Origin of the sequence: Arthrobacter arnarulunnguaqae (assembly GCF_051262515.1) — a bacterium.
Lineage (GTDB): Bacteria > Actinomycetota > Actinomycetes > Actinomycetales > Micrococcaceae > Arthrobacter_N.
Genome location: NZ_JBIMER010000026.1, coordinates 1 through 26,325 on the forward strand (window position 1 = coordinate 1; position 26,325 = coordinate 26,325).

Here is a 26,325-nt window from a genome sequence, read left to right on the forward strand (position 1 = left end):
GCATCTACGGGGAGCGGCAGGTTCCGGGGCTACTGTTGAAGCATGGACGGAATCTTTTCGCATGCACCCACGCCGGATCCACCCCAAGGCGAGGCCGGAGCGGGTAGCCCGGAAGCGATCACGCACACCGTGACGGTTCCCGTGGAACCGGACCAGGCCTTCGAGGGGTTCACCGAGTACATCCACCTCTGGTGGCCGGTCGGGACGCATTCCACATTCGGCAGCGGTACCACAGTCGCATTCGAATCGGGCGGCCTCGTCGAGGAGGCGGAGGACGGCCGGCAGCACGAGTGGGCCAAGGTGGTCGAGGCCAGGGCCGCTGAGCGTCTGGAGCTGGCGTTCACGTTGGGAGTGGAGCAGCACCCTTCCACGCGGGTGGCACTCGAATTCAGGGATGCCGCGCCCCGCGGTACGAATGTCACCTTGACCCACGATGGCTGGGCGGCGGGGGAAACGGGCTTGGAACAAGCCGCCAAGTACACGGACTGGCCGGAGATCATGGGCTACTACGCCCGCTTCATGGGCGCGTCTCTGACACCCTGATTTGCTCGTTCAGAGTGCTCCACGGTGGGGAGGTGCGAGTGGAAGCGATGGAGCGGTCTCCACCATTCGCCGTACTGCGCGGAGCCCCTGAAGCCTCGGTGTGGCCTTCGGTGCGCGTCCACCGGACCGGCGTCGGCAACCTGCAGTCGTGACCCGGGTAGGGCGCTCCGGCGCAATGGGCGACGATTAGTGAAAACCGCGAACTACCGGTAATATCGATGACTGTTGGAAAACACCGGGGTGTGGCGCAGCTTGGTAGCGCGCGTCGTTCGGGACGACGAGGTCGCAGGTTCAAATCCTGTCACCCCGACCATCACAAAAGGCCGGTTCGAAGAAATTCGAACCGGCCTTTTGCGTGCCCTGCCACCCGTTTTTGTATGCCGGTCACGAGTCTGGGCAGTGATTTGCGGTGGGAGACGGTTGCGGGGGGACTATGCCGGGGGAGCGGTGGATGACCGGGCGATGAATTCGGTCGGGAAGAACCCCACGGTCGGGTCCGACTCCAACTCGATCTCGCCCAGCAGGGCCAGGACCTTGCGGACCGCCGCGGCGCCCTGCCGGCCCGCGTGCTGCTCGATCGTCGTGAGTCCGAACAGTTCGCCGAGCTCGTGTCCGTCGATCCCGACCACGGAGAGGTCGCCCGGAACGGACAGCCCCAGATCCCGGGCGGCGAGGATCGCGCCGAACGCCATCTCGTCGGAGGCGCACACGAAAGCCGTCGGGCGGTGCCGTGGGTTCGCCAGGATGTTGCGGACCTTCTGGTAGGCGCCCTGCGTGCTGAAGTCCGCGGTAATGAGCCATTCCCGGCGGACCGGCAGGTCCGCCTGGTCCATCGCGTACTCGTAGCCGTCCTCGCGGGCCGAACCCAACTTGAAGTCCACCTCGAACTCCTCGGTCCCACCGACGAAGGCGATGTCACGGTGCCCCAGGCTGATCAGGTGCTCCGTGGCCAGCGCCGCGATATTGAAGTCGTCCACACGGAGGGTCGCGATGTCCGGAATGAAGCCGCCGATCGCCACCACGGGCTTGTTGACGGCCTGGAGCTGCGCCAATTCGGTGGGACGCAGCTTCAGCGTCAGCGTGACCACGGCATCGAGGCGCTTGCGCAGCAGCAGGTCGGAGAACACCGACTCGCGGTGCCGGTCCTGCCCGCTGGTGTTGTAGAGCGTGAGGTCGTAGCCGGCGTCGATCAAGGCGCTCGTTGCGCCCTCGAGAACGGTCGAGAAGTACCAGCGGCTGACGGTCGGCACGACAAACCCGATGTTGCGGCTGCGGCCCGACGCCAGGGACGACGCATTGTAGGACACCACATAGTCCAGCTCGTCCGCGGCGCGCCGGACCTTCTCCCTGCTGGCCTCGGAGACCTTGCCCTTGCCGCTGAGCGCCCTCGAAACCGTGGCCACGGACACGCCGGCCCGCAGCGCGACGTCCTTGATGCTGGCCACGGCCCGCTCCTTCTTTCTGCTATTGCCCGCTTCCGGACAGGTCCAGCCACACGGCCGCGTCCGGGGCGAGCGTGCGGCGCCCGTCGTCGTACCGCACGGCGCCCACCACGCTCTCGACCACAACGGCACCCGCCGGGAGCGCCACGGGGGCGCCACCGGCATTCAGGACGACGCCGGTCGTTCCGTTAATGTACGCGACGGCGTCCGGGGCGTCCCCATCGGGGTCCAGCCACGACAGGCCGCCATTGCCGAGGTCACGACTCCGGCGCTCGGCCAGTGCCTCGCGGTAGAACTCCAGCGTGGAGCCGGGGACGCCGGCCTGCGCGTCGCGGGCGTAGCCGGACCAGCTGTCCGGCGCCGGAAGCCACGAGGCGTCGAAGTCGCTGAACCCGAAGGTCGGCCCGTCGCTGGTCCACGGCAGCGGCACCCGGCAGCCGTCGCGGCCGATGCGCGCCCCCGCGGTGCGGTGGAAGGTTGGGTCCTGCCGGTACTGCGCGGGCAGGGACGTGTGGTCCGGCATGCCCAGCTCCTCGCCCTGGTACAGGTAGACGCCGCCCGGAAGGCCCAGCGTGAACAGGGTCGCGGCCCGCGCCCGGGCCAGGCCGAGGGCCTCGTCCGGTTGGGGATCCCCCGGCCCCAACCCGTCGCCGACGCGGACGTCGGTGCCGACGGCGCCGAACCGCGTGGCGTGGCGGGACACGTCGTGGTTGGAGAGCACCCACGTGGTCGGCGCCCCCACGGCGTCAAACGCGCGGAGTGAGCGCTCGACGACGTGCCTCAGGGCGCCCGCGTCCCAACCCGTGGCGAGGTAGGGGAAGTTGAACGTCTGGTGCATCTCGTCCGGGCGCACCCAGTGCGCCATGTGCTCCAGCGGATGCACGTTGGCCTCGGCACAGAGGATCGGCTCGCCGTCGTACTCCTCGAGGATGGTGCGCCAGCGGCGGTAGATGCCGTGGACCTCGGTGCGGCCGAACATCGGCGCGTCGGCGAACGGGAATCCTTCCACGGGGGCGCCGTCGGCGGTGCCGCCCCAGTCTGGCAGCCCCTCGGCCTTGACGAGAGCGTGGGCGACGTCCACTCGGAAACCGCCGGCGCCGCGGTCCAGCCAGAAGCGCAGGATCGACTCGAACTCGGCGTGTACGGCCGGGTTGTCCCAGTTGAAGTCCGGCTGGGTGGTGTCGAAGAGGTGCAGGAACCACTGTCCCGGATGTCCCTCGGCGGTGGTGGTGCGCGTCCAGGCACTGCCGCCGAAGTGGGACTGCCAGTTGTTCGGCGGCTCCGATCCCTCGTCGCCCCGGCCGTCGCGGAAGATGAACAGCTCGCGTTCCGCGGAGCCGGGCGCGGCCGCAAGCGCCGCCTGGAACAGCGCGTGCTCCGCCGAGCAGTGGTTGGGAACCAGATCGACGACGACGCGCACCCCGAGGCGGGCCGCCTCCGCGGCGAGGGCGTCGAAATCGGAGAGCGTCCCGAAGAGGGGGTCGACATCGCGGTAGTCGCTGACGTCGTAGCCGCCGTCGCGTTGCGGCGAACGGAAGAAGGGGGAGAGCCAGACGGCGTCGACGCCGAGCGCGGCAATGTGGTGCAGTTCGCGCGTGATTCCCGGCAGGTCGCCCGTTCCCGTGCCGGTGGTGTCCCGGAACGAGCGCGGATAGATCTGGTAGATGACCGAGCGGCGCCACCAGGCATCCTCGGCGGCGGGCGCGTGGATCACCTCTCCGGTCCGGAATTCCGCAACCGTGGCGGGGTCGTGCACGCGGTCTGGGGCGTCATTGAGCGTGGGCATGCGGACTAGCCTAACCGTCGTGACGCTTCCAATGGAAGCGGTTTCCGAGATTAAATAACGCTCTACCGCGGAGTAGGAACCCATAAACCCGGTATTTGGGCCTGAGTTGGGCGGATGGAGATTTGACCGTTTTCCGGTGTGGACGCCTTTCGTGCAAGCGCTTACACTGGTGGCACACATCACATTGCTTCCCTCCGGCCCAGGGCCGGACGGCACCATACGGCCCACGCACGGAGGCGGGCGGGGAGCGTCTGGCTTGAGAAAGGTTCCACCACATGAAGGCACGTACTGAAGGCACCGGCGCGATCACCCGCCGCACCTTTGCACTGGGCGCATTCGGCACCTCGGCGGCGTTGATGCTCGCCGCGTGCGGCGGCGGGTCCGAGACGGGAGCGGCCAGCAGCACCGCGGCCGGATCGTCCTCGGCGGCCCCGTCGTCGTCGACCACGCTGACGCTGTGGGTCGACGCCGAGCGTTCGCCGGCGCTGAAGACGATCGCCGAGAAGTTCAAGGCCGAGAAGGGCATTTCCGTCAAGCTGGTGGTGAAGGACTTCGCCGCGGTGCGCGACGACTTCATCACGCAGGCGCCCACCGGCAAGGGCCCGGACATCCTCATCGCCCCGCACGACTGGCTCGGCACCCTGGTGCAGAACGGCGTCGTCGCGCCGATGCAACTCGGCGACAAGGCATCGGAGTTCGCGGAGTCCTCCATCCAGGCCATGACCTACGACGGACAGGTCTACGGGCTTCCGTACTCCATCGAGAACGTCGCCCTCATTCGCAACACGGACCTGGTCGCCGAGGCCAACGAGTCCTTCGCCGACGTCGTCGCCGCCGGCAAGAAGTCCGTCTCCGACGGCAAGTCCAAGTACCCGTTCCTGGTGGGCCTCGACCCGAAGCAGGGCGATCCGTACCACCTGTACCCGCTGCAGACCTCCTTCGGGGCGCCGGTCTTCGCGCAGAAGGAAGACGGGTCCTACGACGCGGCCCAGCTGGCGCTGAACAACGAAGGCGGCAAGAAATTCGCGCAGTTGCTCATCGACATGGGCGACAAGGGCGAGAAGGTCTTCAACTCGAGCATCACCGGGGACATCGCCAAGGAGAAGTTCCTGGCGGGGGAGTCGCCGTACTACCTCACCGGCCCGTGGAACGTGCCGGACATCGAGAAGAAGGGCATCAAGTTCGCCGTCGACGCGCTGCCGAAGGCGGGCGACCAGGACGCGCAGCCGTTCATCGGCGTCAACGGCTTCTTCATCTCCTCGCTGAGCAAGAACGCGCTGGCCGCCACCGAGTTCGTGGTCAACTACCTCTCCCTCGAGGACGCCCAGGACGCCCTGTTCGAGATCGGCGGCCGTCCCCCGGCCCTGACCGCCTCGTTCGACAAGGCCGCCTCCGACGAGGTCATCAAGGCCTTCGGTGAAATCGGCGCCAACGGCGTCCCGATGCCGGCCGTCCCGGAGATGGGCGCCGTGTGGGCCGACTGGGGCGTCACCGAGCTGAATCTCATCAAGGGCAAGGAAACCAGCGCGGCCACCGCCTGGGACAAGATGGCCGGAAACATCGAAAAGAAGATCGCGGGCTAGCCCGCGCCGCGCCGGCTCGCCGCCCCCACGGCGGCGCGCCGGCGCACCCCGCTCCCGCTCGACTACGGCACCGGTCTGCCCGCTGCCGCCACAACGAAAGCGCAAGGAAACATGGCAGTCTCTGCACCGTCGAGAACGCAACCGGCCGGGCAACCCGGCAAACGGCGCCCCCGGGGCCGGCGGGGACCGGACTCCACCACGGGAACCCTCGTCAAGATCGTCCTGCTGGGCCTGGTCGACGCGGTCGCCGCGTTCGTCCTTCTCCAGCTCGCGGCCAGCGGCGAATGGCTCATCTTCGCCATCAGCCTGCTGGTCACGCTGGCGATCAACTGGATCTACCTGCGCCGCGGCGGTCTTCCGGCCAAGTACCTGGCGCCGGGAGTGTTCTTCCTGCTGCTCTTCCAGGTGTTCGTGATGATCTTCTCCACGTACATCGCCTTCACCAACTACGGCGACGGCCACAATTCCAGCAAGGAAGACGCGATCGAATCGATCCAGCTTTCCGCGCAGGAGCGGGTTCCCGATTCCCCCCAGTACGCCACGTCCATCCTCGAACGCGACGGCGAATACTTCCTGCTGGTCACCGATCCCACGGGACGCGTCCAGCTCGGCGGCAACGAACAGCCGCTGGAGGACGCGGTTCCCACCGGCACCGGACCCACCGGCGCCGCGACCGGCGTCGACGGGTATCGCACCCTCGAGTTCGCCGATCTGCTCGCCAGCCAGGACATCATCGGCCAGCTTGCGGTGCCCATCAGCGACGACGTCGAGGACGGGACGCTGCGCACCGCCGACGGTTCCAACGCCTTCGTGTTCAAGCCCAAGCTCAGCTACGACGAGGCCGCGGACACGTTCACCGACACGACCACCGGCGTCGTCTACTCCGACAGCGGCGAGGGAACCTTCACCGCGCCCGACGGCGCCGAGCTCGCCACCGGCTGGAAGATCGACGTCGGTTTCAAGAACTTCGAGCGCGCCTTCACCGATCCCAACCTCCAGGGCCCGCTGCTGCAGGTGATTCTGTGGACGTTCGGGTTCGCGATCCTGTCCGTGGCGACCACTTTCGCGCTCGGCATCTTCCTGGCGATCGCCTTCAACCGCGCTGACCTGCGCGGCAAGAGGGTCTACCGCATCCTCATGATCCTGCCCTACGCCTTCCCCGCGTTCCTGTCCGGGCTGGTGTGGTCCGGCCTGCTGAACCCGGAGTTCGGCTTCATCAACAACGCGCTGCTCGGAGGCGCGGACATCCCGTGGCTGTCCGACCCCTGGCTGGCGAAGTTCTCCGTGGTGCTCGTGAACCTCTGGCTCGGCTACCCGTACATGTTCCTGGTCTGCACCGGTGCCCTGCAGTCGCTGCCCGAGGAGGTGGACGAGGCCGCCAAGATGGACGGCGCCGGGCCGTGGCGGATCTTCCGCTCCATCAAGCTCCCGCTGCTCCTGGTGTCCCTGGCGCCGCTGCTGATCTCCTCGTTCGCGTTCAACTTCAACAACTTCAACGTGATCTACATGCTCACGGGCGGCGGGCCGCGCCTCGACGACACCACGTTCGACGTCGGGGCGACGGACATCCTGATCACGATGGTCTACAAGGTGGCGTTCGGCACCGGCACCGGCCGCGACTACGGACTGGCCAGCGCGCTGGCCATCATCATCTTCGTCATCGTCGCCACGGTGTCCGCGGTGAGCTTCAAGAAGACCAAATCCCTCGAGGAGATCAACTAATGGCTCCACAGACAGCTCCCGCCCCGCTGGCTCCCCGGCAGCGCACCAACGCCCGCGGCGAAGTCACGATGTCGTTCGGCCGGTGGACGCGCGAAAAGGGATGGCGCCACGCGGTGGCGATCCTCGCCACGATCTTCTCGGTCTTCCCGCTGCTCTACGTGCTCTCCGCCGCGCTGAACTCCACGGGGACGATGGCCGGCTCCAACGCGCTGTTCAGCCGGATCGACTTCGGCAACTTCGCCGAGCTGTTCGCGAACGAGGACCGCCCCTTCGGCCGCTGGTTCGTGAACACGCTGGTCATCGCGGTGACGACGTCGGCGCTGACCGTGTTCCTCGGCGCGCTCGCCGCCTACTCTTTCAGCCGGATGCGCTTCAAGGGCCGCCGCGCGGGCCTGCTGACGCTGCTGCTCCTGCAGATGTTCCCCCAACTGCTCACCGTGGTGGCGATCTTCCTGCTGCTGAACTTCATGGGGGACGTCATCCCGGCCATCGGGCTGGGCAGTTCGCTCGGCCTCATCATGGTCTACCTCGGCGGAGCACTCGGGGTGAACACGTACCTGATGTACGGGTTCTTCAACTCGGTGCCGGCGTCGCTGGACGAATCGGCGCGGATCGACGGAGCCAGCCACGTCCAGGTGTTCTTCAGGATCATCCTGCCGCTGGTCACGCCGATCCTCGCGGTGGTCGGGCTGCTGGCCTTCATCGGGATCTCCAGCGAGTTCGTCATCGCGTCCGTGGTGCTCACCGACCCCGACTCGCAGACGCTCGCCGTCGGCCTGTATTCCTATGTGGCCCAGCAGCGCTCGGAGAACTGGGGCGTCTTCGCCGCCGGAGCGGTGCTGGCCTCCGTCCCGGTGATGGCGCTCTTCTTGTTCCTCCAGCGCTACATCTCCAGTGGGCTGACCGCAGGCGGCGTCAAGGGCTAGCCCGCACGCACGCACGAACCCGCACCGCCAACCCGCGCCCCGGGTTAGGCTCGTGTGGCGACCCGCCGAACCAACCCGAACGGAACCGCATGATCTCCCAGCCCCACCACGACGGTTCGCCCCTGCACGTGGGGGACGCCGTCCCCGCGCTGGGTGCGCGCGTCCCCGTCAGGCTCCGGATTCCGTCCGCGTTCGGCGCGGTGGACGGGGTCTGGGTGCGCAGCATCCGGGACGCGGAGCCGCACTTCGACGCCGCGGTGCCGCTGGGCGAGGCCGACGGCTGGGCCTGGTGGGAGGCGGAGCTCACGCTTGCCACCCCGGTGCAGAACTACCGGTGGCTGGTTCGCTCCGGCGGCCGCCCGCACTGGATCAACGCGGAGGGCCTGTTCACCCGCGACGTCCCGGACGCGCAGGATTTCCGGCTCGGGACCTTCGAACCGACGCCGGACTGGGTCCACCGTTCGGTCATGTACCAGATCTTCCCCGACAGGTTCGCGCGCTCGGCGGCAGCCGGCGGCCGGGAGCTTCCGGACTGGGCCATCGCCTGCGACTGGGACTCCACCGACGTCGTCGGCCGCGGCCCGGAGACCCCGTACCAGTTCTACGGCGGCGACCTCGACGGCGTCCGGGAAAAACTGGACCACGTCCAGGGCCTCGGCGCCACCGTCATCTACCTGACGCCGATGTTCCCGGCCCGCTCCAACCACCGCTACGACGCGTCCGCGTTCAGTGGGGTGGATCCGCTGTTGGGCGGGGACCGGGCCTTCATCGACCTCATCGAGGAGATCCACGCCCGCGGGCTGAAGGTCATCGGGGACCTGACCACCAACCACTCCGGCGACGCGCACGAGTGGTTCCGGAGTTCGTTCCGCCGTCCGGGGGCGGCCGAATCCGAGTTCTACTATTTCTCGGAGGACAACTCGCGGTACGTGGCGTGGCTCGGGGTCCCATCCCTGCCGAAGTTCAACTGGAACTCGCCGGGGTTGCGCCGCAGGTTCATCCTCGACGACGACTCGATGGTCTCGCGCTGGCTGAAGCCCCCGTTCAACCTCGACGGATGGCGGATCGACGTCGGCAACATGACCGGCCGGATGGGTGCCGACGACCTCAACCACGAGGTTGCCTCCCTCATCCGCGAGCAGATGCGGCGCATCAATCCGGACGCCATGCTGCTGGCCGAATCGACATCCGACGCCGCCCGCGACTTCCAGGGCGACACGTGGCAGGGCGCCATGACGTACACCAACTTCACGCGCCCGCTGTGGCAGTGGCTGGCGGCCGACGGCGCCCCGGGAGTCGTCCTGGACCCGGTGGCCCCGCCCGTGCGGCAGACGTGGCCCGACTACTTCGGCCTGCCGCAGCGCGGACCCGACCGGATCGAGGGCGAGGACTTCCTGGCGACGCACCTGGACTTCGCCGCGGGGTTCCCGTGGGCCGTCCGGCTGGCCAACATGAACGCGATCGACACGCACGACACCGCCCGCGCCGCCTCCGCGGTGATCCCCGGGGGACAGCGCGTCGGCGTCGCCCTGCAGTTCACCCTGCCCGGCATCCCGATGGTCTTCATGGGAGACGAGTTCGGCCTCAAGGGATTCAACGGCGAGGACTCCCGCACGCCCATGCCGTGGTCGGACCCGGCCCGGATCCTCGAGGACCTCCGGCCGCTCTACGCGGAGCTCGCGGGGCTGCGCGGGGCGTTGCCGGCACTGATGGACGGCGGCATCCGCTGGCTCCACGCCGAGGGGGACGTGCTGGTCTTCGTCCGCGAGCACGCCGAGGGTTCGGTGTTGGTCGCGGCGTCCCGCGCGGCGTTCAGCGGCGTCGAGCTGCCGGCGGAACTGGTCGGCGCGGGCGCCCCGTCCCCGCTGTGGTCGACCGGGCGGATCGATGCCGCGACCCGCGACGCCCAGGGACCGGTCGTGGTGCTCGACGGCGACGGCCCGGCCGCCGCGCTCTGGGCGCTGCCCGGGGTGTGCGTGCCTTCCTAGTCCTGCTCGCGGAGGTCGACGACGTCCAGCACGCCGCTGGGCGGGTTGAGCATGATGGCGGCCTCGTCCCGGCGGTGGCGGAGGATGTTCTCGACGTAGGAGTCGACCGTCTCGGCCATCGGCACGTTCTGTCCGCGCTTTTCGGCGGTGTACCAGCGGTGCTCCAGCACCTCGTGGACGATCTGCGCCGGCTCCAGCTTGCCGTGGAGTTCTCGCGGGATGGCCTCGGTGATGCGGTTGAAGACGTCGTTGACCCACAGGGCGGCGGCCAACTCCTCGTCCTTGTCGGGGTGCCGCTTGGCGCGGTAGGCGTCGATGTCGTTGAGCAGCCGGCGCGCCTGGCGCTCCTGCACGTCCAGCCCGGTCAGCCGCATCAGCCGGCGCTGGTGGTGCCCGGCGTCGACGACCTTCGGCTGGATCTGCAGCTGTCCGCCGTCGCGCGTGGTCTTGAGCGAGATCTCGTCGACGTCGAAACCGAGGTCGTTGAGCCGGCGGATGCGCTCGTCCACGCGCCAGCGCTCGGCGACGTCGAACTTGTCCTTCCGCGTCAGCTCCGCCCACAGGCCGCGGTAGCTGTCCATGATCTGTTCGCTGGTGGCCAGCGGGTCCACCGTCTCCTCGATCAGGCCGGCCTCCATGAGGTCCATCAGCTCGCCGGCGATGTTCACGCGGGCGATCTCCAGATCGTATTCGCGCTGGCCGGAGGAGAGCTCCGGGTAGAGCTCGCCCGTCTCGGCGTCCACGAGGTACGCGGCGAACGCCTCGGCATCGCGCCGGAAGAGCGTGTTGGAAAGGGAGACGTCGCCCCAGTAGAAACCCACCAGATGCAGGCGCACCAGCAGCAGCGCCTGGGCGTCGATCAACCGGGTGAGGGTGTCGCGGCGCAACTTCTGGGAGAACAGCGCCCGGTAGGGGAGCGAATACTTCAGGTGCCGCGTGACCAGCACCGGGTCGAGGTCCTCTCCCTCCGGGGTGGTGCGCGCGGAGATGACCGCCACGGGCTCCACGCACGGCACGTCCAGCCGGCGCAGCTTGCGCAGCATGTGGTACTCGTGCCGGGCAATGTGCTCGCCGGTCTCCTTCACCGCGATCACGGAGTTGGCCAGGAGCGCGAACCGCACGACGTGCCGCGAGATGCCGCGGGGAAGCGCCGCCAGGTAGCGTTGCGGCCATTCCTCCAGCGTGATGTGCCATGGCAGGTCCAGCAGGGCCGCGTCCGACGTCGCCGAGGTGATGTTCAACGAACCGGTGGGCCGCGCGGATTCCTCGGGGGAGGTGTCGCGCGGCAGTTTGCCGCGTTGGCTGTAGTCGGTGGGTTCGTCGTGCCAGTTCGCGTTGTGGCGGGGCATCCGGTCCTCGGTCTCGTCGCTGGGTGGTGCTGGACGACGACGGCGGCCGCACCTCGGACTCGAGATGTGGCCGCCGTCGGCGTGTTGCGGGTGGGGGCGCCTGCCCGGCCCGCGGAGTGTGCCTGCGGCGGCTAGGCCGAGGCCTGCTCCTCCTCCGCCAGCGATTCGACGTCGGCGAGGCTCGCCTCCGGCGTGCCGGCGGGGGACTCGCCACCGAGGCGCAGCCCGGTGCGGACATCGAAGAGGTGGACGTGTCCGGGGCGGGGACGCACGTAGATGGTCTCGCCCTTGAACGGGGGCTTGCGGCCGTCGACGCGGACCACCATGGTGTGCTCCTTGCCGTCCAGCGTGGCGTGCCCGTAGACGTAGGCGTCGGCGCCGAGCTCCTCGACGACGTCGGCCTCGACCGGAAGGCCCTCGCCGTTCGGCGCGACCTCGAGGTCCTCCGGGCGGACGCCGACGGTGGCCGTCTTCCCGTTGGCGGAGGCCAGGATGCCGGCGTCGACCGGGTAGATGGCGTCGCCGAACTGGATGCCGCCCTCGACCGTCGGCAGCTCCAGCAGGTTCATGGCGGGGGAGCCGATGAAGCCGGCGACAAACACGTTCGCGGGCGTGTCGTAGAGGTTGCGCGGGGTGTCGACCTGCTGCAGCAGGCCGTCCTTGAGCACGGCGACGCGGTCGCCCATGGTCATGGCCTCTACCTGGTCGTGGGTGACGTACACCGTGGTGACGCCGAGGCGGCGGGTCAGGGACGCGATCTGCGTGCGGGTCTGCACGCGGAGCTTGGCGTCGAGGTTGGACAGCGGCTCGTCCATGAGGAACACCTGCGGGCTGCGGACGATCGCGCGGCCCATGGCCACGCGCTGGCGCTGGCCGCCGGAGAGCGCCTTCGGCTTCCGGTCCAGGTAGTCCTGCAGGTCCAGGAGCTTTGCGGCCTCCAGGACGCGGCGCGCGCGCTCTTCCTTGTCCACACCGGCGATCTTCAGCGCGAAGCCCATGTTGTCCGCGACCGACATGTGCGGGTACAGGGCGTAGTTCTGGAAGACCATCGCGATGTCGCGGTCCTTCGGCGGAACGTCCGTGACGTCGCGGTCCCCGATGAGGATGCGGCCGGCGTTGACGTCCTCGAGGCCCGCGAGCATGCGCAGCGAGGTCGACTTGCCGCAGCCCGAGGGGCCAACGAGGACCAGGAATTCGCCGTCTTGGATTTCAAGGTTCAACTTGTCCACGGCGGGCTTCTGGGTGCCCGGGTACAGCCTGGTTGCATTGTCGAATGTGACAGATGCCATGAGTGATCAATCCCTCCACGGGCAGGTACGTGCCCGACGGTCCGTTGTGAATGGTGTCACAATCTTCGCACACCAAGGACCGTTTGGAGAAGAGCCGGGACGTCATCGGTTCCCGCGACGCGGAAACGCGCCCGGGTGGGCCCCTCGCCCACCTTCACGCCGACGTCGTTCCGTCCGAGCGCCGCGAACGCGTGCTCGTCCGTCACGTCGTCCCCGACGAAGAGGACGGCGTCGGCGCCCGCCAGGTCGCGGAGCCACCGCAGCCCGGCGCCCTTGTCCGCCTGGACCACCGACGACTCCAACACGGACTTCCCCTCCGAGAGCCGGACGCCCTCCAGCTCCCCCAGAGCGGCGCGTCCGGCGGCCAGCGCGGCCTCCGCGGTGTCCGGGTCGCTCTGCCTCACGTGCAGCGCGATCCCGGCGGGCTTGGTCTCGAGCAGGGCGCCGGGGTGGTCCGCGGCGATGCGTTCGAGCCGGGCCCTGACCGTCCCCAGCAGCTTGGCCTGGGCGGTGTCCAGCGTGAGTTCCGCCGCGGCGGCGGGGAAGCGCTCCGGCGCCCAGCGTTCGGCGCCGTGGCTGCCCACCAGCAGGACGCCGTCGTCCGGCGAGGCCACCAGACGCAGGCTGTCGAGGTGGCGGCCGGAGAGCAGCGCCGTCGTCGTGTTGCCGAGGGCGCCGAGCTCGGCGAGTGCCCGCGCGGTCTCCGGAAGCGGGCGCGCGTCGTCCGGACGGTCCGTGAAGGGGGCCATGGTGCCGTCGAAGTCCATGGCCACCAGCAGGTGGCGCGCGTCGGCCAGGGACTCGACGGCGGCACGCAGCCCGGCGTCCAATCCGGCCCCCATCAGGAGTCCCTCCCGGCGAGCGATTCGAGGAACGACCTGGACCAGCGGTTGACGTCGTTGGCGACGATTTGCCGTCGCATGATGCGGATCCGCCGGGCCGACTCCGCGGCGGGCATGCGGACCGCCTCCATGATGGCCTCCTTGAGCCGGTCGATGTCGTGGGGGTTCACCAGGACCGCGTGGCGCAACTGGTCGGCGGCGCCCGCGAACTCGCTGAGCACCAACACTCCCCGGTTGTCGCCGTGGGCGGCCACGAATTCCTTGGCCACCAGGTTCATGCCGTCGCGCAGCGCGGTGACCAGCATGACGTCGGCGGCGAGGTAGAGGGCGACCATCTCCTCGACAGGGTAGCTGTGGTGCAGGTAGCGCACGGCGGTGTGGCTCATCGTGTCGTATTCGCCGTTGATTCCGCCGACCGTGCGCTCCACCTCCTCGCGCAGCGCGATGTAGTGCTCCACCCGCTCGCGGCTGGGGCTGGCCACCTGGACCAGGGCCGCCTCGCCCACCACCAGCTCGCCGTCGGCGAGCAGTTCACCAAAGGCCTTGATCCGGTGGCGGATGCCCTTGGTGTAGTCCAAGCGGTCGACGCCGAGCAGGATGGTTTCCGGGTTGCCGAGTTCCGCGCGGATCTCCGCCGCCCGGGCGATGATGTCCGGGTCCTTGGCCAGTTCGGCGATGTGGGCGGAATCGATGGAGATGGGGTGGGCCTCGGCGCGCGAGACGCGGCGCGGGGTGCCGTCGGCGTCCTGGACGTGCACCTGCTGGGCCTTGACCGTGAAGCCGATGTAGCGGCGCACGCAGCGCAGGAAGTTGTTCGCGTCGCTCTGGCGCTGGAAGCCCACCAGGTCCGCGCCCAGGAGCCCCTCGAGGACCTGCCGGCGCCAGGGGAGTTGGGCGAAGATCTCCAGCGGCGGGAACGGGATGTGGTTGAAGAAGCCGATCCTCAGGTCCGGGCGGCTCTCACGCAACATCTGCGGAACCAGCTGGAGCTGGTAGTCCTGGACCCAGACGGTGGCGCCGTGGTCGGCGGTCGCCGCAGTGGCCTCGGCGAAGCGGCGGTTGACCTCCCGGTAGCGGTCCCACCAGGTGCGGTGGAACTCCGGGGCGACGATGACGTCGTGGTAGAGCGGCCACAGCGTGGAGTTGGAGAAGCCCTCGTAATAGAGCTCGACGTCGTCCCGGGAGAGCGGGACGGGTACCAGGTGCATGCCGCCGTCGTCGAAGGCCCCGAGTTCCTCGTCGGGCGCGCCGTGCCAGCCCACCCAGGCGCCCTCCGCCTTGGCCATTACGGGGGCGAGCGCGGTGACCAGCCCCCCGGGCGAACGCTGCCACTGCGCGGAACCGTCCGGGCCGGTGATGCGGTCCACGGGGAGCCGGTTCGCGACCACGACGAAGTCGTAGGCGCCGTGTTCCTGTTGCGGGTCGGGGCTGGCTGTCTTGGCTGCCGGCACGGATAACCTCCTGCTGTTGGGGGACGTACCTTGTTGTGTCCGAGCCTAAGTCAAGGCGGCGGGGGCTGACGATCCAAGGGCCGGAATCCGTGCGGTCCGTGGACTAAACTGGCGGCATGGCAGCCAAACCTCCGCGCCCCAGCAAGGCCGAACGAACCTTCGAGGCACGTGAGAAGGCCCGCCTCATGCGCGAGCAGCAGGCGAAGGCGGAAAAGCGCAAGGCGCTCTTGGTCAAGCTGGGACTGGTGGCCGTCGTCGTGGTCATCATCGCCGTGGTCGCCGTGATCGCGGTCCAGAACAACAGGAACGCCGTGGCCGACGCCGGCCCGGCGCCGCAGGGCGGCAACGCCGAGGGCGGGATCGCGCTCGTCTCGGAGACGGAATTCTCGCGGGGGGCCGCGCCCGCCGTCGACGTGGCGACGCTTGGCCCGGAACCGGAGCCGGGGGAGCCCACGCCGCGGGGCGTCGCCCGGGCTGCCGCGGGGGACCCCGCGCAGGTGGTCCTCTACGTGGACGTGAACTGCGTCCACTGCGCGGACTTCGAGGACCGCTACGCCGAACAGCTCCGGACGTGGCTGGGCGCGGGGGACATCACCCTCGAGTACCGCAACCTGTCGCTGCTGGCGTCCCCGACCAACTACTCCGCGCGCGGGGCCAACGCGCTGTCGTGCGTGGCCGACGCCGCTCCGGCGTCGTACCTGCCCTACGCCGAGGCCGTGTTCGCGCACTACCCCGAGGGCGAGATGGACAACGGCGAGTTGGCGCAGCTGGCGCGGGACAACGGAGCCGAGGTGGATGAGTGCATCGAGGACGGGACGTTCCGCCCGTTCGCGCAGTTCACGCAGGAGGCCGCTACCCGCGACCGGATCCCCGGAACGCCGAGCGTGTGGGTGCAGGGCCAGGTGTGGGATCCCGAGGCAGAGCCGGACTTCTCGTCCTGGGCACAGGGCCTGATCGACGCCGCGTAGCGGATCCGGCCGTCGGGTCACCGGCGCTCGCCGTCGCCGAGGCGGCGGCGCCGTGGCGCTCCTGAGTTTCCGCGCCGGCGGGGCGGTGGGCTAACCTAGTTGATGCTGGCCGACACATGGCCCAGCGCGCCTCCTTAGCTCAGTTGGCCAGAGCACCTGTCTTGTAAACAGGGGGTCACCGGTTCGAATCCGGTAGGGGGCTCGAGTAATTCGCGTCTGACTTGGCTGTTTGAGACGCGATGAGATGCGTAGCTCCGGCCGATTTCGCCCAATTGCCACTTATTCGCCACTTATGCCTCGTCGACTCCCGGCGGCACGCCAACGGGAAACGCATCGCCGGCGTGACGGCGTACACAGACGCACCCGCGGGTCCGCGGCAGGCGGATCACAGTGAACGTCACTGGCACCAAGGTCGGCTACACCACGCACAGCCGCGTCTCCCCGCGACGGCCCCGCTCGGGTCCGGAACGCTTGCGGCGCGTTCGGGCGATCGCCGGGATCCTCAAGGTCAGCAGGACGCTCACCGCCGGGCCCGGCACGTGGACGCCCGCACCCGGCTGGCCTACCAGTCGTGCGCCGGCGCGAAAGCCATCGAGGGTGCCACCAAATCCACGTACCGGCGCTCGTCGCGCCGGCTCCAGAGCGGACAATGAAGGAGAGGACGGAGGCCGCCATGGACAGCATCAGGGGAGGGCCGCGGCACCGGGCGGACGACACCCCGGACCAACGCCGTGCCCAGCAGCGTGTGGAGCGCTCCGCCGCGAGGCTCCGGATTGTCCTGGATAAGGAGTTGGGCCGCACCACCCCCGGGTTCGTGTTCCGGATCGCCGGTCCGCAGCCCACCGGAAACCGGGGTGGGCGGTGACTGGCCGGCACACGGTGGGGGTCAGTGCCGAGCAGCGCCGGGAAGAGGAGGCACTCATGCAGGCGGCCGCGACCTTGAGGGTGCCCTGGATCGGAGGTTGGGCCGGACCACCCCCGATTTCGTGTTGCGGCTGGCTGGGGAGTGCCCGCCGGGAGCCGAGGTCCACCCGCCGCAACGCGTCGGGGGCCGCCGCTAGGCCGGCAGCAACCAAAGGGGCGGGCACCATGGAGGCGCACATCGACCTGGCGGGGCAGTTGCTGTGCGCTTTGATCCTGCTCGGCGTCTTCTTTGACTTCGTGGGCCAGCTGATTAAAGGGCGGCCGGCGGGAGAGACGCAATGCCGCCGAGCGCAGCACGTGGCTGCAGGCCAAGCTTGACGAAGGCCCGGGCCCGCAACCACGGCACCTGTCACGGATTCCCAGCCCGGAGAAGGCGTGTCTGGGGAAGGCGCCCGGCGGACGGTCGCACTCAGCCATTCCGGCGAGCCTTGCCCGGGTTGCGTCACGTGTCCTCGAGCCGCTTCAGCAGCCCGGTGTTCGCGGCGATGACCGCTTCGATCGCCGCGTCGACTCGGTGGTCGCGCCCGGATTGGTTCGGCGGCGCCCCGGCGCGTCCGCTCGGTTCGTCGCGGGCGGCGTCGGGCCTGTCCGGTGATCTGCGGTCCTCGGCCATGCCCCAAGGGTAAAGCCGCCGCCGACCGCGTCGCGAGGGCATCTGCGGGCCGGGTGCGCCATATGGCGGTCGCGGGCCCGACGGGCGGTGGACGGTTCGGGTCCCAGGCAGATCCAGCAACGAGGCGGTGTGCAGGGGTCCAGCAGGCGGCGACACGGGAGACCGTGCGGCCGTCCGGCTTCGTCCAGCGGATGCGGATAACGTGGACGGTGGCGCCGAGGTCGAACGCCACTCTCGCGTGGGCAGACGGTAGCTTGGTTGCTTGTAAATCAGCATCGGTAACGTTGGATGGTATTTAGGTTGCACTGCCGATATGACAATGCCGGTCCCATACATCGCCGTGTTAAGCACCGTGCAATCGGTCGGAGCTTGGATACCCCTCAGCGCTGCTACTCCGTGAGCAGTTCGATCTCGTCGACCTGCATGAGCGGGACGCTCAAGCCTTGCCCCATCATGCCCGAGTAGCTTTCTGTCCCGGCGACAGTAGCGAGCACGCGGATGATGTCGTCCTCGACGTAGACCTGCAGGTCCTCGCAGCCGACAGCCCCAGCAGTGAAGACTACGTTGTGCTCGTAGTCCCAAGAATCCTCACCCTCCTCGTGTGCCGTGTCGGCCCGGAACATGCACTCTCCCGTGGCTTCGTCGAACTGCGAGATACGGGCAAAGAGTGACAGCTTCTCGCCAAGATGTGGTTCGGGGTTTTTCACGATCAGGGCGAGGGTGCGCGCATCGGGTGCCGCATAATCCTCGGCTACGACCGGCCCTGCCGTTAGCGCGACAGCGTTGTTTCCGGGCGCGGCGAGGGTTACCAGCGAGACGACCAAGGCGATTGCGAACGCCACTGGAGCCACACACAGACTCGCGATGGACAGGCCCTTGAGTTTCTGCCGTTTGGCGAGCGCAACGATGGCGCAGATGACACCGGCCAAGAGCAACGCCCAGGCAAAGAAGCTCAGGTAGGGAATGAATGCACTGATGAGTCCGAGGCTCGTAAGGATGCCCGCTGCCAGTGCCGCAGCCTTGGGACGTCGGTGTGGCTGCGTCGCGGGCGGTGCGGATTGCGTGTGCTCGGTCCACTGCACACCGTCCCACCAGCGCAGGATCGACGGATCGTTCGGTTGCTGATACCACCCAGGCTGCATGCCATTCCCCCAGATTGACGATTCAATTTCTCAGTCATCGTATGCGCCCTGAATCCAATTTCTATGCTTTTGCAGAAGGGCTCGGCGCGTGGTTGCGCGGGAGTCCCCGCAGGTCAGTCGAGCCTTGGGCGGGGAGTCTCGTACCTTGCTCGCGTGACGAACCCAGCCGCCTGCCAATACTGTGACAACCCGCGGTTCCGAGAGACCAAGTCCTGCGGTTCGGAGGGTGCCGTCTGGAGGCCAAGAGACAGCCCCAACGGCTTCGCAAGCAGGGAGGGCCGGACAGGTGTGTCGTGTGCGGGGAGAAGGACGAGTGGCACACCTGCGGGCGGCCGGAATGCATGAAGGCTGGGCGTAGCCTGAAGGCCGAGCCCGCAGCGCGGCCCAGGGACAAGGGATTTCCCGACAACCCGGCGCCTCCCCCTGAACACCGCGCCGGGCATGCCCATTAGCCGCGTCGACTGGTCCGTCCGCGATCCCAGGCTTCGCCGGGCAGCCAACCCCCGATTCCACGAGAGTTCCGCGAAACTCTGTGCGCGGTTGCTTGAAGGCTCATAGCCCCAATAGTTGCGGTTCGAATAGGCCCGCCCCGGGCTTCGCACGGCTACATGCGGCCCAAATGCCCGTCGCGCCATTAGGCTGATCTGACCAGCGTCGGTCAACGATCTCGGCGCTCCGACCGAGGGGGAAACATGGCCGGATCGCTGCCGAAGAGGGCGCCCTGGACCACGGACGAGATCATTCTCGCTTCGGATCTCGTCCGCAAGAATCAATGGCGCGGACTCGACGACCGGAATGCGGACGTGCGAGAGCTTTCCGCCCTCCTCCGCGCGCATCCGTTCAATCCGACCGTAGCCAGCGATGATCCCAAGTACCGCAATCCGTCAGGGGTTGCTCGCAAGACTTGGGACATTGCAACCAGTCATCCCGAATACAAGGGAAAGCAGACGAGGGGCAACAAGCTCGACGGCATCGTCCTGGGCGAATTCCTAGCAGACCCCGCAGGAATGGCGCGGCTCGCGGCCTCCATTCGGGAGGGTCTCCGCGCCGGGATCGTCCCCGACGAAGCTCAACTCGAAGATCTGGGTGAGTTCGAGGCACCGGAAGGTCGTGTTGCGTCGATCCTCCACAACCGCCGTGAACGGAACCCCAAGCTTCGGCGCAGAAAATTGGATTCGGTGCGAAAGGCCGGGCACCCGATTGCATGCGAGGTGTGCGCATTCGACTTCGCGGAAGCCTACGGCCAACGAGGGCGTGACTACATCGAAGTGCACCATGTCCTGCCCTTGTCCATCAGCGGCGAAACCACGACCAGGCTCAGCGACCTCGCCCTGCTGTGCTCTAACTGTCACCGGGTGCTACACCGCACGCGGCCGTGGATCACGCCTGCTGACCTCAGGCGCATCGTGCAGGACGTCCGCGGCTAAGACCCGAGAAAGTTCTCCTTGGGACTGGTCGCCGATGTCTCCTACGTTCGTCTCATCGATCCAATCGATCGACAACGACGACGAAGGCACGACCATGACCACCACCGCACTTACCCCCAAGGCCACGACCGCCGACACCCTGCTTACCCCCGAGGCGCAGGAAGCCGCCGAGGAACTCGCGAAGATTGCCGCACAGGACAAAGCCACGACGAAGCGCCCCGCCGCCAAGGCAACCACGAAGCTTGCGGCCAAGGCACCCGCGGTCAAGCCCCTGGATGTGGTGTAACGGCTGATTCCTTCGGTGGGGTGTCAGGCGCTGAGTTCGAGGACTGGGTCGGCTGCGTTGTTCACCTCGATTCCGGTGTCGTCGACGGGAGTGAGCCGGCACCGGGCGAGGATCTCGAGTCCGAGGTAGCGGCGCCCTTCGGCCCATTCGTCGGTCTGCTCGGCCAGCACGGCCCCGACGAGACGGACGATGGCCTGCCTGTTGGGGAAGATGCCCACGGCGTCGGTACGGCGGCGGATCTCGCGGTTGAGCCGCTCGGCGGGGTTGTTGGACCAGATCTGGGTCCAGACGTCCTTGGGGAAGGTCGTGAACGCCAAGATGTCCTGACGGGCGCCATCGAGGTGCTCGGCCACGGCCGGCAGCTTCTCGGTGACGTAGTCCAAGAGCCGGTCGAACTGGGCATCCACCGCCGCGGCATCGGGTTGGTCGTACACGCTGTGCAGCATGGCCTTGACCGCCGGCCACATCGACTTCGGCGTCGCCGCCATGAGGTTCGCGGCGTAGTGGGTGCGGCACCGTTGCCAGCCCGCTCCGGGGAGGTTCGCCGCGATGGCCTCCCTCAGCCCGGTGTGGGCGTCGCTGGTCACCAGGCGGACCCCGGCCAGGCCGCGGGCCACGAGATCGGCGAAGAACTCGTTCCACGCGGCCCCGGTCTCGGCGGTGGCCACCCGCAGTCCGAGAACCTCGCGATGCCCGTCGGCGTTGACCCCGGTGGCCAGCAGGGCGACGGCGTTGACGACGCGTCCGCCCTCGCGGACCTTCATGGTCAGTGCGTCCGCGGCCACGAAGGTGAAGGGCCCGGCATCGTCCAGGGGGCGGTGGCGGAACTGCTCGACATGCCCGTCCAGATCCGCGGCCATCCGGGACACCTGGGACTTGGACAGGGCATTGATGCCCAGGGTCCTCACCAGTTTGTCCATCCGGCGGGTGGACACCCCGGCGAGGTAGCAGTCCGCGACCACGGTGATCAGGGCGGATTCGGCCCGTTTCCTGCGCTCCAGCAGCCATTCGGGGAAGTACGTGCCGGAACGTAGCTTCGGAATGGCCACGTCGATCGTGCCGACCCGGGTGTCCAGCTCGCGGTGGCGGTACCCGTTGCGCTGCGCGGTCCTACTCGGGGCGGGCTTGCCCCACTCGGCGCCGACGACCGCGTCGGCATCGGCGCAGAGGAGCGTGTTGATCACGGTCTGCAGCAGTGAACGCATCAGGTCCGGCGACGCCTCGGTCAGGGCTTCGCCGAGCAGGCCGGCAGGGTCGACAATATGGGGAGCGGTCATCGTGATGACTCCGTTCGAGGATTCTGTGAGAGATTGACTCGAAGGATCAAACGGTGGCCGCGTCCACGTCTTCAACGACGTGTCGACCACCATGTGCTACACCACTATGCGGGACTCAACTGAAATCCCCTAGCCATGGGCTTCTTCGCGGCTGGGAGTTGGCGTTGGCCGGTGCTGAACGCTCGCGCGGAATCCGTACTGTGCCGATTGGGACCGGATTCATCAGGTGCGCAAAATGTTCGCTGGGAGAGGTGCACAGTTCAGCTGGGACACGCCGCACCCGTCCAAGGACACGCGTACGGGTCATAAACACTCGCGAAGCGTTCGGCCAGAAACGGACCATTATTGCTCCAGCCCGGGTTCATCCAGCGGCCTACGCAGAGAATCGCCACGCTGGAAGCTCCTGCCCGACGCAGTGCCATAGCCGCGGACTGGGCGTGTCCGCCTTTTGACCACGTGTCGTCGACCAGCAGAACGTGGGCGTCTACGGGCACTTCGCCCTCCAGTATGAAGTGTGTAGGGTCAGCCGCCCGAGGGAATTGGACGTTTGCGGCACCTCTAAGAATGAGTTCGTTACCAGGGGCAATGCGCGCGTTCAGGATGGTTTTCAGTGGATGGACTCGACTCGTGTTGCTCAAGGAAGGAACACTGGACCAGTGCGTCAGCTTCTGACCTGAAAGCTTCAGGACGCACTCCCTGTGACCGAGAATGCCCGTCAAGCAAAGCGCAGACATTATGTGTCCATGGGAGGGTCCTGGGTAGGCGGCCTTGTAGCGGCGGAGGAGCGTGCCACTTTGTTCACCACCGACCCCGTAGATCATGAAGCCGACCCGATTTATCGCCAGATCACCCCATTTCCACTGGTGTCCAGTGCACACCGAGCACATGGGGCCATCAGCACTCTCAAGCGGTGTCGCGCAGACGTCGCAGGTCACACCTTTTATGCGAGCGACGTTCCTCGCGTATCCACTGGCATGTTCAGTGAGGTACTGCGACGCGCTTGTTATCTGTTGTCGGAGTTGCTCGTCGACCTCTGGTGGCATCAAATCCGCTTAGGCCAGAACGAGGGGCCGAAAGGACTGATTGATTTTCTGATCCTCGGCCACGAGTGACTGCACTATGTCGCCGATGTGCTCGACTCCTGTAGCGACATGCACCCCCGGCAGCCCTTGGAGCTGTTTGCCCCAACTGGTGCTCTTGACGACGACATCAGTCAGGATCACTGGTCGTCCATGTTCGACTGCCATTCGAGCCTGAGCGCGGGTGCCGCTCAGCTCGCCAGCCTCAATCACAACCGTGGCAATGCCGTAGCCGGACATGAGCGCGTTGCGCATAAGAAAGTTGTGCTTCTGGACGGGAGCATTGGGCCAAAACTGAGATAGCACGAGCCCGCGTTCAGCAATTTCCTTCTGCAGACTCCTGTTCTTAGCGGGGTAGCTGACGTTCAGTCCCGTTCCGATGAATGCTACCGTTCTGCCGCCGGCCGACAGTGCCGATCGATGGGCAGCCGTGTCGATCCCGTCCGCAAGGCCGGCAATCACAGTGAGCCCCGCTTTTACAGCGGAGGTGGCGACGGTGCTTGCGATTTCGAGGGCACGCTCCGATGCCTTCCGAGATCCAACTATGGAGACTCCGATGTCCTGTGCACGGAGGCCGCCTTGGGCGAACAGGAATGGGGGAACCTGGTGTATGTCACGAAGTCTGGCAGGGAAGTCGCGACTGAGCACCGAGACGAATCGCAATCCTGAGCGATCCCACTCCTCGAGCTGTACAGCAGCTTCGTCGAGTGCTGCCTCTTCTGTCGGGGAGGGGATCAGCGATGGGGGAACACTTTCATTCCAGACCTGAATGGCACTTCCGCACTCCAAGACGCGTGCCGTGAGCTCCGGCCACTTCAGATCTTGGGGCCTGCTGCGAAGAAGGGCCACGAGTGCTGTGTCCTCTGCTCTCATGTGCGCCACCATCTCTCCAGTCTATAGGCGGTATCTGCTGTCCGGATCGATTTTCGGATTCGTACCGGTGCCACGTGACACCATCGTTCGATGCACCGGCACCCATGGCTCCATTCTCCTGAACGGCACCGACTAATTGAAGTACCTCGGCTGTTCTCATTCCGAGCACTGTCATGAACGCAGCCAAATGCTGGGCTTCGTCTCGAGCACGGACGAGCGTTGCCGCCAGTGTTGCCACGGTACGCGCCCGTCTGACCGACTGATCCGTTCGCAGCTACCGCCGACCTTTCCGCGCATCTGCCTCAGCCTATCGGTGGCGGCTTCAAAGCCGCCGAAAGGGCGAGCAGGCAAGATAGAACAGCCACGCGAGCATGACGAGGCAGACGAACGCACCATTGAGAGTTTGCTCAAAAGGCCTCCAACAGGGCTGCGGTCTCTTCTGCTGTCGCCGTCTGGGTTACGGCGGGGTGGCGCTCCAGGTACTGGCACACCGTCGAACGTGCCACCCTGAGGAGTTCGCCGATATGTCCGGCGGCGTGTCTCTTCCTGGTCCCGATAGGGTCAGAGGGTGAGCCTCTTGTGGAGGCGGAAAGTGTCTTCGTGTCTGGACCGAATGAGCCGCATGCTGCAGTTGTCGTGAGGCAGCTCACTGATGCCCTCAACGACTGGCGTTCGTCAGGCCGTGATCGGAACCCCTGCGGAGACTCCGTCTTCCAGGGCGGTCGTTGTGGCGGCCCGCCGCCGACCGAGGTATCTGTAGACCGTTGAGCGCGTGATGCCGAGGAGCTCACCGATCTGCGCGGCGGTGTGCTCGCCGGCGTCCGCCAACCGGTACAGGTGGTTGGCCTGCGCCGTGGTGAGCGTCGGCTGCCGGCCCTTGAGCTTCCCCTTGGACCGCGCGATCGCCAGTCCGTCCCTGGTCCGCTGGCTGACCAGGTCCGCCTCGAACGCCGCGACCATCGCCAGGGCGTTGAACAGCAGCTTGCCGATAGGGTCCGCCGGGTCGTGGATGGCCCCGCCGATGCTCAGCTTCACCCCGCGCTTCTCGAGGTCCGTGGTGATGGCGGTCAGGTCGGCCACGGAGCGGCCCAGCCGGTCCAGCTTCGTCACCACGAGGACGTCGCCGGCGCGGACCGCGGCGAGGGCCTCGCGCAGCCCGGGACGGTCGACGTTCCGCCCGGTCAGGCCGTGGTCGCAGTAGAGCCGGTCCGCGGGGACGCCGAGCCTCGCCAGCCCCTCCCTCTGCGCCTGGAGGTCCTGGCCGGTGGTCGAGCAGCGGGCGTAGCCCACGAGGTGTTGTGCCATGGCCCCACTGTCGCACATGGGGGGCGTCAGATTGGATTCCCTCCGCGACGCCTATCCGCGACCGCCGGGGCCGCGGAAACCCGGGGATCGGCACACCGGAAACCGGGGTCTCCGCCGTCGCGCTGGCCGTTCGTCTGATGGGACGGCGGACCGTCGTCGATGCTCGCGACCGGCTTGCGCTTATAGGCGACTGGCGCGGAGGACTGATTGCAGTGCGTCATGGGGCGCAGCGGCTCCCGGGTCTAGCTCCCCTGGCATCGAATTCTCATCCTGGGCCGCAGATTCCGAACGGTCGCGCCGTCGCCGGTTGAGCATTGAGGGATGCGGATTCCGGGTCCGCTACGGGTCGCGTCGGCCGGTCCTGAAATTCACGTGGATGTCGGTGGCGGCCTCGAGGGCTTCAAGACGCCACAGGACATACATCACCGCCAGCAGGTCGACCATCGGTGCGCCGGCAGCGCCGCGTTCGAGCGCCAAGACGTCGGCGGGGGTGATCCGCGCCCGATGGGCCAGTTCCTCGACTGTGTATTCGAGGGCCTCCCGGGCCGCGGCGATGTTGGTGCCCACGTTCGTCAACGCCTGCTGGACGAGGCGCGGTTGCTCGCCCCCGCCGAGCTGCCGCATCGAGGCTGCGAGCCGCTCGGCGTTCGCTTTGCTGGAGAGCAGGTGTTCGGTTTCGCCCATGCGTCCCATCATCCCCGGGGAGCTGGTAGATGCCAACGGGCTGCTGGACGGTTGGCCGGTGAGGATGCAGTCTTGAGGTGATGAGGAGGATCGGCATGACAGGCATATGTGTGAGGTTTCGGCGCCGGGGGAGGTACCCGGTAACCCTGCCGTCAAGGGGCGGCCTGATCGTGTACGCCACGACGCCGATCCAGGTCCGCATCCTGCAGTCGTGCGAGCGGATCATCGCCCTCACGTCCACGCCCGATGAAGGCGAGGAGCGTCATTCGGGGAAGCCGAAGGCGTAGCGTACGGCTCCGCGCGCGTCCACGCAGCGTTGATGCCAGAAGAGGTCCGCCTGCTCCGTGAGTGGCTCGAAGTGCCGCTCCAGCAGCGGGACTGGGTCGCCGAGGGCGGCCGGGAGCGGAAAGATGACAGTCAGCGTTTCTCCCCAGTAGAGCACGCGCACCGGGACGGCGTCCTCGCCCGCGATGGCGGTGGCGGCGGTCTCGGCAAGTCTCATGACCTGCAGTCGACGCTCCCGGTTCCTTTGGGCGGCCGTGGTGTCCTGGGTGGGAATTTCCGGGGGGAGGACCCAATCCCAGTTGTCCGGGTTCTCGACCAGGTCCGTGACCGGGGTCGTGCGCAGCCACATGTCACCGTCCTCCGGGTGGGGTGCGGCGACGCGGATCTTCGCCGTGAGCCCTTTGGCGAGGCGGGCGACCTCAAGGACCGGGAACGGCGGGTCGGGTGTGCCGCCCGCGGGAAGGCGCAGCAGCTGCATGAGAGCCAGATCCAGAAGGTACGTGGAGCCGGTGGTCGTGGTGAACCGGATGCGCGCCATGGG

At 67.6% G+C, this 26,325-nt stretch carries 23 protein-coding genes and 2 tRNA genes; 12 read left to right on the forward strand and 13 right to left on the reverse strand.

From position 1 onward, the window contains the following. The first annotated feature begins 42 nt into the window (after positions 1 to 42). Both ACHAAJ_RS14895 and ACHAAJ_RS14900 read left to right on the forward strand, forming a co-directional pair. On the forward strand, positions 43 to 543 hold the full coding sequence (locus ACHAAJ_RS14895; RefSeq protein ID WP_435729030.1) for an SRPBCC domain-containing protein: 501 nt from the start codon (positions 43 to 45) through the stop codon (positions 541 to 543). A 236-nt stretch (positions 544 to 779) separates the two neighbouring features. Then, positions 780 to 856, forward strand: a tRNA-Pro gene (locus ACHAAJ_RS14900). A 118-nt stretch (positions 857 to 974) separates the two neighbouring features. Here the strand turns inward: ACHAAJ_RS14900 and ACHAAJ_RS14905 are convergent. Both ACHAAJ_RS14905 and ACHAAJ_RS14910 read right to left on the reverse strand, forming a co-directional pair. Then, the gene (locus ACHAAJ_RS14905) at positions 975 to 1,988 is read right to left on the reverse strand and encodes a LacI family DNA-binding transcriptional regulator (protein ID WP_435729031.1); all 1,014 of its coding nucleotides are present in this window, start codon (positions 1,986 to 1,988) and stop codon (positions 975 to 977) included. Positions 1,989 to 2,007: 19 nt separating this feature from the next. Continuing rightward, entirely contained in the window at positions 2,008 to 3,771 is a 1,764-nt protein-coding gene (locus tag ACHAAJ_RS14910; protein ID WP_435729032.1) for a glycoside hydrolase family 13 protein, read from the reverse strand. 275 nt (positions 3,772 to 4,046) lie between these two features. Here ACHAAJ_RS14910 and ACHAAJ_RS14915 point away from each other — a divergent pair, with 275 nt between their 5' ends. The 4 genes from ACHAAJ_RS14915 to ACHAAJ_RS14930 all read left to right on the forward strand — a co-directional run bounded on the left by ACHAAJ_RS14915 (position 4,047) and on the right by ACHAAJ_RS14930 (position 9,990). Next, a complete protein-coding gene (locus ACHAAJ_RS14915) occupies positions 4,047 to 5,354 on the forward strand; it encodes a sugar ABC transporter substrate-binding protein (protein ID WP_435729033.1) in 1,308 nt (435 codons plus the stop codon). Positions 5,355 to 5,465: 111 nt separating this feature from the next. Beyond that, entirely contained in the window at positions 5,466 to 7,076 is a 1,611-nt protein-coding gene (locus ACHAAJ_RS14920) for an ABC transporter permease subunit (RefSeq protein WP_435729034.1), read from the forward strand. After that, a complete protein-coding gene (locus ACHAAJ_RS14925; RefSeq protein ID WP_435729035.1) occupies positions 7,076 to 8,002 on the forward strand; it encodes a sugar ABC transporter permease in 927 nt (308 codons plus the stop codon). The genes ACHAAJ_RS14920 and ACHAAJ_RS14925 overlap by 1 nt, the downstream gene beginning before the upstream one ends. A gap of 89 nt (positions 8,003 to 8,091) precedes the next feature. Then, complete coding sequence (locus ACHAAJ_RS14930) at positions 8,092 to 9,990, forward strand: glycoside hydrolase family 13 protein (RefSeq protein ID WP_435729036.1); 1,899 nt, start codon at positions 8,092 to 8,094, stop codon at positions 9,988 to 9,990. On the opposite strand, the gene ACHAAJ_RS14935 is transcribed toward ACHAAJ_RS14930, so the two are convergent. The 4 genes from ACHAAJ_RS14935 to ACHAAJ_RS14950 form a co-directional block, all read right to left on the reverse strand. Beyond that, positions 9,987 to 11,339 carry a DUF4032 domain-containing protein gene (locus ACHAAJ_RS14935; RefSeq protein ID WP_435729037.1) on the reverse strand — a complete coding sequence of 451 codons (1,353 nt, stop codon included), beginning with the start codon at positions 11,337 to 11,339 and terminating at the stop codon, positions 9,987 to 9,989. The two genes, ACHAAJ_RS14930 and ACHAAJ_RS14935, sit on opposite strands and share 4 nt — an antisense overlap. 131 nt (positions 11,340 to 11,470) lie before the next feature. Next, on the reverse strand, positions 11,471 to 12,628 hold the full coding sequence (locus ACHAAJ_RS14940) for an ABC transporter ATP-binding protein (protein WP_435729038.1): 1,158 nt from the start codon (positions 12,626 to 12,628) through the stop codon (positions 11,471 to 11,473). 56 nt (positions 12,629 to 12,684) lie between these two features. Next, on the reverse strand, positions 12,685 to 13,470 hold the full coding sequence (otsB, locus tag ACHAAJ_RS14945) for a trehalose-phosphatase (protein ID WP_435729039.1): 786 nt from the start codon (positions 13,468 to 13,470) through the stop codon (positions 12,685 to 12,687). Further along, on the reverse strand, positions 13,470 to 14,921 hold the full coding sequence (locus tag ACHAAJ_RS14950; protein WP_435729040.1) for an alpha,alpha-trehalose-phosphate synthase (UDP-forming): 1,452 nt from the start codon (positions 14,919 to 14,921) through the stop codon (positions 13,470 to 13,472). The genes otsB and ACHAAJ_RS14950 overlap by 1 nt, the downstream gene beginning before the upstream one ends. Before the next feature lie 116 nt (positions 14,922 to 15,037). Between ACHAAJ_RS14950 and ACHAAJ_RS14955 the strand changes: the two genes are divergently transcribed. The 4 genes from ACHAAJ_RS14955 (at position 15,038) to ACHAAJ_RS14970 (ending at position 17,131) form a co-directional block, all read left to right on the forward strand. Next, entirely contained in the window at positions 15,038 to 15,889 is an 852-nt protein-coding gene (locus tag ACHAAJ_RS14955) for a DsbA family protein (protein WP_435729041.1), read from the forward strand. 128 nt (positions 15,890 to 16,017) lie between these two features. Further along, a tRNA-Thr gene (locus ACHAAJ_RS14960) sits at positions 16,018 to 16,091 on the forward strand. A 471-nt stretch (positions 16,092 to 16,562) separates the two neighbouring features. Continuing rightward, positions 16,563 to 16,754 (forward strand): hypothetical protein, encoded by a 192-nt coding sequence (locus ACHAAJ_RS14965; RefSeq protein WP_435729042.1) that lies wholly within the window; start codon positions 16,563 to 16,565, stop codon positions 16,752 to 16,754. A 224-nt stretch (positions 16,755 to 16,978) separates the two neighbouring features. After that, positions 16,979 to 17,131, forward strand: a complete 153-nt coding sequence (locus ACHAAJ_RS14970; RefSeq protein ID WP_435729043.1) for a hypothetical protein — start codon at positions 16,979 to 16,981, stop codon at positions 17,129 to 17,131. Positions 17,132 to 17,255: 124 nt separating this feature from the next. Here the strand turns inward: ACHAAJ_RS14970 and ACHAAJ_RS14975 are convergent, their stop codons facing one another. Both ACHAAJ_RS14975 and ACHAAJ_RS14980 read right to left on the reverse strand, forming a co-directional pair. Beyond that, complete coding sequence (locus ACHAAJ_RS14975) at positions 17,256 to 17,426, reverse strand: hypothetical protein (protein ID WP_435729044.1); 171 nt, start codon at positions 17,424 to 17,426, stop codon at positions 17,256 to 17,258. 389 nt (positions 17,427 to 17,815) lie between these two features. Beyond that, entirely contained in the window at positions 17,816 to 18,568 is a 753-nt protein-coding gene (locus ACHAAJ_RS14980) for a DUF2510 domain-containing protein (protein WP_435729045.1), read from the reverse strand. 692 nt (positions 18,569 to 19,260) lie between these two features. Between ACHAAJ_RS14980 and ACHAAJ_RS14985 the strand changes: the two genes are divergently transcribed. After that, positions 19,261 to 19,995, forward strand: coding sequence for an HNH endonuclease (locus ACHAAJ_RS14985; protein ID WP_435729046.1), 735 nt, complete (start codon positions 19,261 to 19,263; stop codon positions 19,993 to 19,995). 94 nt (positions 19,996 to 20,089) lie between these two features. Continuing rightward, positions 20,090 to 20,281, forward strand: coding sequence for a hypothetical protein (locus ACHAAJ_RS14990; RefSeq protein WP_435729047.1), 192 nt, complete (start codon positions 20,090 to 20,092; stop codon positions 20,279 to 20,281). Positions 20,282 to 20,304: 23 nt separating this feature from the next. Here the strand turns inward: ACHAAJ_RS14990 and ACHAAJ_RS14995 are convergent, their stop codons facing one another. From ACHAAJ_RS14995 to ACHAAJ_RS15015, 5 genes are all read right to left on the reverse strand, one after another. Continuing rightward, positions 20,305 to 21,558, reverse strand: a complete 1,254-nt coding sequence (locus ACHAAJ_RS14995) for an IS256 family transposase (RefSeq protein WP_435729048.1) — start codon at positions 21,556 to 21,558, stop codon at positions 20,305 to 20,307. Between the two features lie 1,052 nt (positions 21,559 to 22,610). Then, positions 22,611 to 23,510, reverse strand: a complete 900-nt coding sequence (locus ACHAAJ_RS15000; protein ID WP_435729049.1) for a DNA-processing protein DprA — start codon at positions 23,508 to 23,510, stop codon at positions 22,611 to 22,613. A 675-nt stretch (positions 23,511 to 24,185) separates the two neighbouring features. Beyond that, positions 24,186 to 24,815: a recombinase family protein gene (locus tag ACHAAJ_RS15005; RefSeq protein ID WP_435729050.1), complete on the reverse strand. Its 630-nt coding sequence runs from the start codon at positions 24,813 to 24,815 to the stop codon at positions 24,186 to 24,188. Positions 24,816 to 25,154: 339 nt separating this feature from the next. Then, on the reverse strand, positions 25,155 to 25,499 hold the full coding sequence (locus ACHAAJ_RS15010) for a helix-turn-helix domain-containing protein (RefSeq protein WP_435729051.1): 345 nt from the start codon (positions 25,497 to 25,499) through the stop codon (positions 25,155 to 25,157). Positions 25,500 to 25,761: 262 nt separating this feature from the next. After that, positions 25,762 to 26,325, reverse strand: a 564-nt coding sequence (locus ACHAAJ_RS15015) for a hypothetical protein (protein WP_435729052.1), incomplete at its 5' end; no start/stop codon positions are given.